The following is an 11440-nucleotide window of genomic DNA, read 5'->3' on the forward strand; positions in this document are numbered from 1 at the left end:
TCCGGGCCGCGTGCGCGCGAGGAGGAGAACGATGGCGGAACCCGCGGAGCGGAGCGGTCAGCGACGGGTCAGGCCGGCCCCGCTGATCTTCGAGCCTGCCGAGGCGACCGCCGATCCGGAGCACTTCTTCGACCTGGAGTCGATAGAGGATCCCCGGGAGCTGCTCTCCCGGGCGACGGAGCTGACGCTGGCGTTCCGGGCGGCGGCGGACCGGGCGATCGAGTTCCAGGCGATCGCGGCGGCGCAGCTCGCGGATCCGCGCCGGTTCGACCGGCTGACGCCGAAGGCCGTCGCGGAGCGGGCGGGGTGGACCGAGGACTACGCCCGGAAGATGATCGAGTTCGGTGAGGGCCTGATCCGGACGGGCGGCCACGACCCGGAGGAGTGAGCCGCCCCCGCCCGGCCGGGGAGCCGGACGGGGTGGGCCGGCCCGACCGGCCGGACCGAGTGGATCCGGCCACCGGTCTGATTTTCTGGCATATGCCGGGGCGCACGATACTCCCCCGGACCCCGCCGTGTCCGGGTTTCCGGCAACCCGCTGAAACCGACCGGTCACGCCCGGTAGATCTTCCCGTATGACCACTTGGCTGCGCGAAGAGACGACCCCCTACGAGATCCTGCACGCCCTGCGTGACCTGGACGAGGGGCGGCACCAGGCCGCGCGGGTCACCGAGGCGGGGGCCGCCTGGCTCGCCTCCGCCGTCAGCGGGCAGCGCTCGCTGCTGGACCTCTGGGAGGCGCACCCGACCGCCGCCCCGGTGCTGCCCTGCGGCACCGCCTTCGACGTGGTCAACGTGGAGCCGACGTTCGGGCGCCGGATGCTGGACCGGCTGTGGGCGGAGGGGCCCGGCTGCGGGCCGGTCGCCACCCACCGGGGCCGGATGCTGCTCTTCGCCGCCCCGGGCACCGCGCAGCGCTTACCGTCGCTGCTCGACTGGGAGGAGTGGGGCCAGGCGGTGCCCCGGCCGCTCTGCCACGGCACCGGCGACGCCGTGACCGTCCCCGCGCTGAGCCCCGGGGACGCCGGCGGCCCCCGCTGGCTGGTCGCCCCCGACACCCGCTCCCCGTGGCTGCCCGGGCCCGAGGTGCTGCTCTGGGCCTGCGTCCGGGCGGTCAGGGCCGCCTCCGCCGCCGACGTGCGGGTATCGATTTTTCCTCCGGCGGATCCGGGTGCTAATGTCTACGACGTCAGCAGGCGCCGCTAGCTCAGTTGGTTAGAGCAGCTGACTCTTAATCAGCGGGTCCGGGGTTCGAGTCCCTGGCGGCGCACCGACAGAAGAAGCCCCTCGCGGAAGCGGGGGGCTTCTTCGTGTGCGCGGGCGGTGCGCCGCCGTCCGGTCAGCGGGCCGCCTGCGGGCCCGTGACGCGGACCGTCCAGACGCCCGCCTCGGTCCGGTCGGCCACCTCCACCCGTACGCCCGTGCCCGGCACGGTGAAGGACTCCCCCACGCCCAGCGGCGCGTCCGCGAGCGGCGGGTAGACCGAGCGGTCCCAGCAGGCCTCGGTGTCCGGGTGGGCGTCCACGACCTCGACCGGCCCGTCGCCGGAGGCCGCCCCGTTGCGGACCCGGTAGACCAGCACGCCCTCGGCGCAGGTGTCCCGGTCGTTGCCGGTCGCCGCGCGGGCCTCGATCGCGAGGACGCTGTCCTCGCCGGTGCGGACGACCGCGAGCCGGGTCCCCACGGTGCCGCCGGCGGCCGGCGCGGCGGCGACCGGCTCCAGGCTCACCGTGCGAGTGCCGGGACCCCGGACGCAGGCCACCTGGGAGCGGTCGAGCCAGCCCAGCTTCCACTTGTGCCAGGCGAAGAGGTCGGGGGCGAGGCCGAACTGGCTGCCCATGACGTCCCAGTCGCCGACGTAGGTGTCCCAGTCACCCTTGCCGTCCACCGGCCGGTGGTAGAGGTCGGGCAGGTCGAAGACGTGGCCGGTCTCGTGGGCGAGCACGTTGCGGTCCGGCGGGTGCCGCTCGAAGACCGTGACCACCCGCTTGATCTCGGTGCCGTCCGCCTCCAGCGGGTGCTCCAGGTTCACCACCTTGGTGGCGTCGGAGTCCACCCCGGGCGCGTCCGGGTCGGCGACCAGGTAGACCACGTCGTAGCGGGAGAAGTCGACGGAGGCGTCGGCCGCCTTCACCGCGTCGCGGAGATAGGCCGCGCGGTGCTCGGCGTCCCAGTCCCGCCGTATCGCGTACGCGGAGGAGTCGCGCGGCATCCGGGTCCAGCCGGTCTGGGCATGGGTGCGCAGGGTGAAGCGCCCGTAGGAGGCCCGCTCGAAGAACCGGGCCGTGCCGGGGAAGTGGTCGGCGGTCAGCTCGGCCGGGGTGGTCAGCGGCGTGGAGTCCGGGAAGGACAGGAAGATCATGACCGCGTCGAGGGTCCTGGTGGGCCGGGGATAGGCCCGGTTCCAGGTGTCGAGGCCGAGCGAGTGGTGCGCGGCGGTACGGGGCAGGGCGCAGGGCCCGGCCGAGGGCGCGGCGACGGCGGGGCCCGCCACGAGGCCGGTCGCGGCGAGCGCCGCGAGGGAGGTGAAGGCCGCCGCCCCCGCCCGCAGGCGCGGACGCGGCGCTCCTCCGGGCGCTCCCACGGGCACTCCCCCGGGTGGCTGCTGACCCCTCACGTGGACCTCCGGCTCCGGAATGCGCGACACCTCACCCACCTTGTGATGGTTTGCCGGGTTTCGCACCTTTCCGCTGCCCCGGTCGGGTGAGCGGGACCCGCCGGGTCGACGCGACACGGACGCGCGACGGCTCACGGAAAGTCACATTCGGTCAGGGTGGCGTCGGCCCGTGTCAGACCCGCGCAGAAACGATCGGGCGAGGGCAACGGACGGGCGGTCCCGGGCACCGCGCGGCCCCGCCGCCGGGCCCCGGAGCTGGAACGGCCCCCGGCCAGCCTCTATGATCGGCACACTTTCCCTGGCCGACCATTCCGACCACATCTGTACGGCCCGAACGCACTACGGGAGCGAGCGGTGAGCGGAACCCCCGAAGAACCGGTGCACCCGTCGGCGGAGCCCTCGCTCACGGAGCGTCACCCGTCCGAACTCCGCGACCGTTCCGCCGCCTTCCGCGCGGCCCGGCTCGCGATGGCCCTCGTCGACCAGGACGGCACCGTGGTCGCCGCCAACGACTCGCTCGCCGCCCTCCTCGGCACCGAGCCCGCCGCCCTGCGCGAGCAGACCGCCGCCGACCTCGTCGACCTCGCCTCCGACGGGCGCACCTGGCACGCGTACCGCGAGGTGCTGCGCGGCCGGCGCTCCCGCTTCCGCTGCACCCGCCGCCTCAAGCACCCCGACGGGCGCTCGCTGTGGGCCGAGGTCACGGTCGCCCCGCTGCCCGACAGCCCCAGGGTGCTGCTCTCGGTCGCCGACGTCAGCGAGCGCCGCGAGCTCCAGGCCCGGCTCCGCCACCTCCAGATGCACGACCCGGTCACCCGGCTGCCCAACCGCGCCCTCTTCTTCGAGCGGCTCACCGCCGCGCTGGAGAGCGCCGCCCTCGACGTCGAGGAGGGCGACCCGCGCGATCCCCGGGACCGGTCGTACGAGTCGTACCGGTCGTACGGGCATGGCGGAACAGGGCGGATCGGCATCTGCTACCTCGACCTGGACGGCTTCAAGGCCGTCAACGACACCCTCGGCCACCGGGTCGGCGACCGGCTGCTCGCCGCCGTCGCCGGCCGGCTGACCGAGTGCGCCGACCAGTACGGCTACACCCGCGGCGGCGGGCACCTCGTCGCCCGGCTCGGCGGCGACGAGTTCGCCATCCTGGTGGAGGACTCCACCGGCACCGAGCAGCTCGCCGACCTGGCCCGGTCCGTGCTGACCGCGCTCCAGCGCCCCTTCGACCTGGCCGGGCAGCGGCTCTCGGTCTCCGCCTCCATCGGCGTCGTCGAGCGGACCGCCCACGGCTCCACCGCCACCTGCCTGATGCAGGCCGCCGACACCACGCTGTACTGGGCCAAGGCCGACGGGAAGGGCCGCTGGACGCTCTTCGACCCCGAGCGCAACGCCCACCGGATGACCCGGCAGGCCCTCAGCTCCACGCTGCGCCCCGCCGTGGAGCGCGGCGAGTTCGCGCTGGAGTACCAGCCGCTGGTGGACCTCGCCGACGGCGCGGTGCGCGGAGTCGAGGCGCTGGTGCGCTGGAACCACCCGCAGTTCGGCACGCTGGCGCCGAATCGGTTCGTCGGGATCGCCGAGGAGGACGGCTCCATCGTCGAGCTCGGGCGCTGGGTGCTGGAGACCGCCTGCCGCCAGGCCCGGCAGTGGCAGAAGGACCACCCCGGCGACCGGCCGATCTTCGTCAGCGTGAACGTGGCGGTGCGGCAGGTCTGGGACTCGGACCTGGTCGCCGACGTCGCCGGCATCCTCGCCGAGACCGGGCTCGCGCCCCATCTGCTCCAGCTGGAGCTCACCGAGTCCGCGGTGATGGGCTCGGCGGGCCGCCCGCTCCAGGCGCTCCAGGCGCTCAGCGACATGGGCGTGCGGATCGCCATCGACGACTTCGGCACCGGCTATTCGAACCTGGCCTATCTGAGCCGGCTGCCCGTCTCGGTGCTGAAGCTGGACGGCTCCTTCGTCCGCGGCTTCCAGGACGAGGCGCACGCCAACCCGGCGGACGAGCTGATCGTGGAGGCGCTGGTGCAACTGGCCCACCGCCTCGGGCTGACGGTCACCGCCGAGTGCGTGGAGACCTCGGGGCAGGCCACCCGGCTGCGCCGGATCGGCTGCGACACCGGGCAGGGCTGGCTCTACTCGCGGCCGGTGGCCCCGGACCGCATCGCCGAACTGATCGGGGTCGCGCCGCTGCCGGTGTGACGCCCCGCCCGGTGTCCGGGCATGGAACTGCCCCCGGCCGGAGGGACATTCCGGGCGGGGGCAGTGGTTCATGAGGGGCTGGTGATCAGACGGGGACTAGCAGGCGCCCTGGTCCTTCCAGACGCCCCAGTCGCCGGTCGTGCCCGGCTCCTCGTTCTGCGTCCACCACTGGGCGAGCCACTTGCGGCCCTTGTGGGAGACGGTCGAGCCACCGGTGTAGACCGTGCCGGCCACGTACGCCGGGGCGGTGCAGCCGGTCGGCGGCGTCGTCGGAGGCGTGGTGGGCGGGGTGGTCGGCGGCGTGGTCGGAGGGGTCGTGGGCGGGGTGGTCGGCGGCGTCGTGGGCGGCGTCGTCGGGGTGGTCGGCGAGGAGCCGACGGCGGTCACGATCTGGTTGAAGAGCGTGGCGTTGGCGTCGAGGCCGAGCAGCGAGTACATCATCGCGCCGGCGAGGCCGCGCTGGTGGGCGTAGTCGGCACGGGCCTGGATGGTGCGCTGGTCGAGGCCGGTGAAGAACTCGCCGTCCTTGTAGAAGTACGCGGACTTGGCCTGGTCGTCCCAGAAGGTCGTGGCCGGGTTGTCGACGATGCCGCCGAGCTCCTTGTAGTGCGCGATGCCGGGCTGCTGGCTCAGCGGACGGGCGCCGGAGGCACCGGTGGCGGGCTGGGCGAGGCCGTTGGCGGTCCCGGCGGGGACGCCCTTCCAGCCGCGGTAGTAGAACTCGTAGCCCAGGGTCAGCTTGTTGGCGGGGAAGCCGCCGGCGATGCCGTAGGCGGGCTTGCCGTCGATCCAGGAGTCGATGGCGTTGTCGATCGAGTACTTCTCGGTGCCCGGCTTGATCGCGTCGGTCGGGTCGTTCGCACCGGAGTACAGCGGGGACTGGTGGTACGTCGGCCCGTCGCCGTCCCAGGCGCCGTGCATGTCGTACGTCATGATGTTCGCGTAGTCGAGGTACGCGCCGATCTTGTCCGTCTCGATGTACTTGATCTTGTCCTGGCCGGCCGGCAGGGCGGCGGTCAGCAGGTACTTCTTGCCGCCGTTGGCGGCGCCGTACGCGTCGAGCTGCTTGCGGAACTCGGCGAGCAGGAGGGTGAAGTTCTGCTTGTCCTCGGGGGCGTAGTGGTTGCCGAGGTGGCCGCCGTCCGAGCCCGGGTACTCCCAGTCGATGTCGATGCCGTCGAAGATGCCGGCTGCGGTGCCGGGGCCGCCGTAGCCGCCCTCCACCGGGAGGTCGCCCTGGATGTACTGCTTGATGCAGGAGGCGACCAGCTTCTTGCGGCTCGCGTCGGTCTTGGCCGCGTCCGAGAAGTACTTGGAGTAGGTCCAGCCGCCCAGCGAGATGTTGATCTTCAGGTTGGGGTGCTTCGCCTTCAGCTCCTTGAACTGGTTGAAGACGCCCACGATCGGCTGGTCCCACTTGTCGGCCACGCCGTCGACGCTGTCCGCGGCCGAGAAGGACTTCTGGTAGTCGGCGTACGAGTCGCCCGCGCCGTCACCGGCGTTGGGGTTGTTGTCGTCGCCCGCGGCCTTGTTGGCCTGGAAACAGGTGAGGTCGGTCGGGTGGATGTTCCCGAACGAGTAGTTGATGATGTCCAGCTTGGCCGCGATGCCGCGGGTGTCCAGGTGCTTGGGGTAGAACGCGTTCCCGTACACGCTCCACTGGTCGTAGTAGGCGATCTTCACGCCGCCCGTCGACGTGGCGGAGGCGGCGCTGTCGGCGGCCTGTGCGGAACCGAGGCCGACGGTGGCGGCGAGCGCGCCGGCGGCGAGGGCGGAGCTGAGAAGTGCTGCGATCACTGTTCTGCGGGGGTGCACGTGCGGCCTCCGGGTGGGGTGGCGGTACGGAAGTTGGAGCAGTGATATCCGGCGCGTGAACAGCGCGTCAATGGTCTGAACCAGATTGAGGACTAGACCAATTGGCGCGAGAAAGCCCTTGTCAGCGACGCCCGGGAAGCCCGCAGCACAAAACGGAACCGCCCGCCACCACATGTGACGAGCGGTTTAAGGTTCACTTAGGGATCGGCCGTCCGGTCGTTCGGAACTGAACCAACGGCCGGAAGGTCTCCAGGTTTTACTCTCCCGTCGACAGCTCCGGGAGCCCGTACGCGTCCGCGATCAGCTCGTAGCTGCGTACCCGCGCGTCCCCGCCGTGGGCGTTGGCGGTGATCATCAGCTCGTCCGCGCCGGTCCGCTTCCGCAGTCCGTCGAGCCCCTCGCGCACCTCGTCCGCCGTGCCGTGCACGACGTTCCCCAGCCAGGAGTCGACGAACTCCCGCTCGGGCGCGCTGAAGTCGTACGCCTCCGCCTCCTCCGGCGTAGGGATCAGGCCCGGCCGCCCGGTGCGCAGCCGCAGCATCGACAGCGCGCCGGTCAGCACCTGCCGGCGGGCCTCCTTCGGGTCGTCGGCGGCGAGCGCGGCCACCCCGATCAGCGCGTAGGGCGCGTCGAGCACCGCCGAGGGACGGAAGGAGTCCCGGTAGAGGTCGAGCGCGGGGATCGTGTTGTGCGCGGAGAAGTGGTGCGCGAAGGCGAAGGGCAGCCCGAGCGCCCCGGCCAGCCGCGCGCTGAAGCCCGAGGAGCCCAGCAGCCAGACCGGCGGGCGCCCCTTCGGCCCCTGCACCGGCCCGGGTACGGCGTGGATGCGGGCGTACGGGTGCCCGTCCGGGAAGTCGTCGTCGAGGAAGCGGACCAGTTCGGCGAGCTGCTGCGGGAAGTCGTCCGCCCCCTCACTCAGCCGATCGCCGCGGCGCAGCGCCGCCGCCGTGGCGCCGTCGGTGCCGGGGGCGCGGCCCAGCCCCAGGTCGACCCGGCCCGGGGCCAGCGCCTCCAGGGTGCCGAACTGCTCGGCGATCACCAGCGGGGCGTGGTTGGGCAGCATCACGCCGCCGGAGCCGAGCCGGATGCGGCGGGTGTGGGCGGCCAGGTGGGCCAGGATCACGGCGGGCGAGGAGGAGGCGACCCCGGGCATCGAGTGGTGCTCGGCCACCCAGTGCCGGTGGTAGCCGCGCCGCTCCGCGAGCCGGCTGATCTCCACGCTGGTCGCCAGCGCCTGGCTCGCGGTGCGCCCGCTGCCGACGGTGACGAGATCCAGTACGGACAGCGGTACGGGCGCGGTGCCCCGCGCCTCTCCTCGAATCGCGTCGCTCACCGTGGGCGGCCTTCCTGCGCGGGGTCGTCTGTACGGGGAGGGATAACAGGAGGGTGTCTCCGGTTATTCCGGCCATGGCCGACTTCCGTCGCCCCGGGTCCCCCTGCGACCTCGTACGCCCCTCCGGGCACGCCCCGAGCGCCCCCAGGGGGCCCGCGCGGGGGCCCTCGGGGTCCCCACCGGGGCCCCGGGCCGAAAAAATCTTCACGTCCGGAGCGGCCCGAACGCCCGTGCGGGAACCTTCCCGCACTGTCCTGACCTCACTTTCTCCCCTCGGGCTGTGACTCTGGCATATGCCAGAGTGATGCGCCCCAGCGTAGGGCGCCCTTGCACCGCATCAATCTCGCCAACAGCCGCCCCGTACCGGGCCCTTGGCGGCTATCGTGGTACGGAAGCTAGCGGTCACAACCTGGTAGGGGGAAACCGTGGCGCTGAAGCCCGAGCCCACCGCGCCGTTCCACTCGGTGCAATACGCGCTGCGCGTGCTGGAGACGGTCTCACGGCACGGCGGCGGAGTGTCGGACGTGCAGATCGCACGGGAGACCGGCCTGCCCGTCGCCCATCTGACGTCCCTGCTCCTGATGCTCAGGCGCGAGGGATATGTGGAGCAGGTCTCCGACGGCGCCTACGTCATCGGCGACTCCCTCGTCCTCCTCGGCTCCGGCATGACCCGCCGCGAGGCCCTGGAGCTCAAGCTGCAGGAGACCCTGACCGAGCTGCGCGACTCGGTCGGTGCCGCCGTCTACATCAGCCGGTACATCGACGGCGAGGTGAAGATCACCCAGTTCGCCGACGGACCGCGCACCCCGAAGGTCAACGAGTGGGTGGACTTCCGCTCCGCCGCCCACGCGAGCGCCGTCGGCAAGTGCCTGCTGACCCAGCTCGACCAGAACGGGCGCCGCGACCACCTCTCCCGGCACAAGATCGCCCGGCTGACCTCGCGGACGATCACCAACGAGAAGGTGCTGTTCTCCAAGCTGGACAGCCAGCCGCCGACCGTCCCGGTGCTCGACCTCCAGGAGTACGCGGTGGGCACGGTCTGCGCCGCCGTGCCGCTGACGGCGGGCTCGGCGGTGGGGTGCCTCGCGCTCTCGCTGCCGATCGAGCACGCGCACCGGCTGCGCTCGGCGGCCGACACGCTGAACCGGCGGGCCGCGCCGGTGGTGCTGTCGCTGGCGATCTGACCGGCGCCCCGGCCGGCCGCCCGACGGGCTGCCCGGGGGGTGCTCGGCCGTGGTCGGGAGCACCCCCGGGGACCAGGTAGTATTTTCTCTGTCAGCAAGCGCCGCTAGCTCAGTTGGTTAGAGCAGCTGACTCTTAATCAGCGGGTCCGGGGTTCGAGTCCCTGGCGGCGCACCGACAGGGAAAGGCCCCTCGCGAGAGCGAGGGGCCTTTCTTCTTTGCCCGCGCGCCCCGCGCGCCCTTCCGCCCCGCGCCCTCCGCCTCACGCCCGCAGATAGGCGAGGACCGCGAGGACCCGGCGGTGGGTGTCCTCGGCCGGCGGCAGCTCCAGCTTGGCCAGGATGTTGCCGATGTGCTTGCCGACCGCCGCCTCCGTGACGACCAGCCGGCGGGCGATCGCCCCGTTCGAGTGCCCTTCCGCGACCAGGCCCAGGACCTCCCGCTCGCGGGGCGTCAGCGCCGCCAGCGGGTCCCGGTGCCGCCACAGCAGCTGCCGTACGACCTCCGGATCGACCACCGTGCCGCCGTCCGCGACCCGGACCAGCGCGTCCAGGAACTCCTCGACCTGGCCGACCCGGTCCTTGAGCAGATAGCCGACACCCGTGCCGTCCCCGGCGTCGAGGAGGTCGGCGGCGTAGCTGCGCTGCACGTACTGGCTGAGCACCAGCACCGGCAGCCCCGGGCGCTCGGCGCGCAGGGCGACGGCCGCGCGCAGCCCCTCGTCCTGGAAGTCCGGGGGCATCCGCACGTCGGTCACCACGATGTCCGGGTCGTGCGCGGCGACGGCGGCGCGCAGGGCGCCGGCGTCGCCGACCGCCGCGACCACCTCGTGGCCGAAACGGGCCAGCAGCCCGATCAGTCCCTCGCGGAGGAGGACGCCGTCCTCGGCGAGGACGACGCGGAGCGAACGCCGCACGGGATCTCCACTCGTAGCACGGTCGGCCCGCCGGGCGGGCTGGTGAGCGAAAGTGTGCCATCGAGCACCGCGAGCCGGTCGCCGAGCCCGGTCAGCCCGCTCCCCCGGGCCGGGTCGGCGCCGCCGCGCCCGTCGTCCTCGACGGTGAGCCGGAGCAGCCCGCCGGTGTGGCGGGCGGTGAGCCGGGAGCGGGTGGCGCCGCTGTGCCGGGCGAGGTTGGCGAGGGCCTCGCGGGCGGCGAAGTAGGCGGCGCTCTCGACGGGGGCGGGCAGCCTCGGGAGGGCGTCGGCGCGGACGTCGACCGGGACCGGCGAGCGGTCGGCCGCGTCGGCGAGGGCCTCGGCGAGTCCGTAGTCGGCGAGCACCCGCGGGTGGATGCCGTGGATCAGTTCGCGCAGCTCGGTCAGGACCTGTCCGGCCTCCTCGTGCGCCTTCGCGAGCTGCTCGGCGAGCGGGCCCGGCGGGGCGTCGTAGCGGGCGAGGCCGAGGGTCATGGTGAGGGCGACCAGGCGTTGCTGGGCGCCGTCGTGGAGGTCCCGTTCGATCCGGCGCCGCTCGGCCTCGAAGGCGGCGGCGAGCCGGGCGCGGGAGGCGGTGACCTCGCCGATCCGGTCCCGCAGCTCGGCCTCGCGCGGGGCGAGCAGGGCGCGGGCGAGGGCGGCGCGGGCGGCCGCGAGGACGGTGAGCGGGTAGAGCAGGAGGGGCAGCAGGACGAGGCCGAGCAGGGCCGTGGCGATCGCCTGCGGGTAGGAGGTGACGAGGAAGGCCTTGACCACCTTCGCCTCCTCGCCGCCGGCCGCGGCGAGCTGGACGGGCGCGCTCAGCAGCGCGGCGGGCAGGCCGAGGCCGACGGCGAGCGTGATCAGGTCGAGCGGCCAGAGCACGGTGGCGAGCAGCACGGCATAGCCGAGCTCGCGCCAGGTGGCCTGCTCGCGCACCCGGACCCGGAGCCAGGCGGCGAGGCCGGGGGCGTCGGGGAGCCGGTGCGGGTCGGCGGCCGGGTCCCGGTCCAGGAGGAGCAGCCGGCGGCGCTCCAGACCGCCGAGGGCGACCCCGGCGAGGAGCAGGAGCGGGAGCCCGAGGAGGACGAGCGAGAACCCGGCGAGCAGGAGGAGGACGAGCAGGGCGAGCGCCCCGAGGACGGCGCCGGAGGCGAGGTAGCCGACGGCCCGCCAGGGCCAGACGGTCAGCGGGAATCGCCGGGGCCGGGCCAGCGCCTGCCAGGGGGTACGGGGCTCCATGGCGCTCACGGTAGGCGGGGGCGCGGGGGCGGGGCCATGGGCGTGGGGGGTGTACGGGGGGTGGGGCTGGGACTACCCCGGCGCGGGGGCGGGGAGCGCGGGGGCGGGCCGTGGGCAGGCCCGTGGGCGGGGGCGGGC

The 11440-nt window shown here is 73.5% G+C and carries 9 protein-coding genes and 2 tRNA genes; 6 read left to right on the top strand and 5 right to left on the bottom strand.

The annotated features are described in order from the left end of the window. Positions 1-31 precede the first annotated feature (31 nt). From ACZ6J5_RS06600 to ACZ6J5_RS06610, 3 genes are all read left to right on the top strand, one after another. On the top strand, positions 32-388 hold the full coding sequence (locus tag ACZ6J5_RS06600; protein WP_469388305.1) for a hypothetical protein: 357 nt from the start codon (positions 32-34) through the stop codon (positions 386-388). A gap of 187 nt (positions 389-575) precedes the next feature. Next, positions 576-1205 (top strand): bifunctional DNA primase/polymerase, encoded by a 630-nt coding sequence (locus ACZ6J5_RS06605; protein ID WP_469388307.1) that lies wholly within the window; start codon positions 576-578, stop codon positions 1203-1205. Further along, positions 1196-1269 (top strand) — tRNA-Lys (locus tag ACZ6J5_RS06610). The genes ACZ6J5_RS06605 and ACZ6J5_RS06610 overlap by 10 nt, the downstream gene beginning before the upstream one ends. Before the next feature lie 69 nt (positions 1270-1338). Here ACZ6J5_RS06610 and ACZ6J5_RS06615 read toward each other — a convergent pair. Further along, positions 1339-2616 carry a M6 family metalloprotease domain-containing protein gene (locus ACZ6J5_RS06615; protein WP_469388666.1) on the bottom strand — a complete coding sequence of 426 codons (1278 nt, stop codon included), beginning with the start codon at positions 2614-2616 and terminating at the stop codon, positions 1339-1341. 354 nt (positions 2617-2970) lie between these two features. On the opposite strand from ACZ6J5_RS06615, the gene ACZ6J5_RS06620 reads away from it, so the two are divergent. After that, positions 2971-4815 (top strand): putative bifunctional diguanylate cyclase/phosphodiesterase, encoded by a 1845-nt coding sequence (locus tag ACZ6J5_RS06620; protein ID WP_469388310.1) that lies wholly within the window; start codon positions 2971-2973, stop codon positions 4813-4815. Positions 4816-4911: 96 nt separating this feature from the next. Here ACZ6J5_RS06620 and ACZ6J5_RS06625 read toward each other — a convergent pair whose 3' ends face one another. Continuing rightward, complete coding sequence (locus tag ACZ6J5_RS06625) at positions 4912-6612, bottom strand: glycosyl hydrolase family 18 protein (RefSeq protein ID WP_469388311.1); 1701 nt, start codon at positions 6610-6612, stop codon at positions 4912-4914. 274 nt (positions 6613-6886) lie between these two features. Further along, positions 6887-7963: an LLM class flavin-dependent oxidoreductase gene (locus ACZ6J5_RS06630; RefSeq protein ID WP_469388313.1), complete on the bottom strand. Its 1077-nt coding sequence runs from the start codon at positions 7961-7963 to the stop codon at positions 6887-6889. 425 nt (positions 7964-8388) lie between these two features. Here ACZ6J5_RS06630 and ACZ6J5_RS06635 point away from each other — a divergent pair, with 425 nt between their 5' ends. After that, entirely contained in the window at positions 8389-9147 is a 759-nt protein-coding gene (locus ACZ6J5_RS06635) for an IclR family transcriptional regulator (protein ID WP_469388316.1), read from the top strand. A 98-nt stretch (positions 9148-9245) separates the two neighbouring features. Continuing rightward, a tRNA-Lys gene (locus ACZ6J5_RS06640) sits at positions 9246-9319 on the top strand. An 88-nt stretch (positions 9320-9407) separates the two neighbouring features. Here the strand turns inward: ACZ6J5_RS06640 and ACZ6J5_RS06645 are convergent. Together ACZ6J5_RS06645 and ACZ6J5_RS06650 are read right to left on the bottom strand one after the other, a co-directional pair. Beyond that, a complete protein-coding gene (locus ACZ6J5_RS06645; RefSeq protein ID WP_469388318.1) occupies positions 9408-10061 on the bottom strand; it encodes a response regulator in 654 nt (217 codons plus the stop codon). Beyond that, positions 10001-11302: a sensor histidine kinase gene (locus ACZ6J5_RS06650; protein WP_469388320.1), complete on the bottom strand. Its 1302-nt coding sequence runs from the start codon at positions 11300-11302 to the stop codon at positions 10001-10003. The genes ACZ6J5_RS06645 and ACZ6J5_RS06650 overlap by 61 nt, the downstream gene beginning before the upstream one ends. Between the last annotated feature and the right edge of the window lie 138 nt (positions 11303-11440).

It is taken from the genome of Streptomyces sp. NPDC042100 (assembly GCF_055582325.1).

Excerpts from the sequence above, each read along its gene's own strand:
- ACZ6J5_RS06605 (WP_469388307.1), top strand. The coding sequence starts at position 576 with ATGACCACTTGGCTGCGCGAAGAGACGACCCCCTACGAGATCCTGCAC.
- ACZ6J5_RS06600 (WP_469388305.1), top strand. The coding sequence starts at position 32 with ATGGCGGAACCCGCGGAGCGGAGCGGTCAGCGACGGGTCAGGCCGGCC.
- ACZ6J5_RS06650 (WP_469388320.1), bottom strand. The coding sequence starts at position 11,302 with ATGGAGCCCCGTACCCCCTGGCAGGCGCTGGCCCGGCCCCGGCGATTC.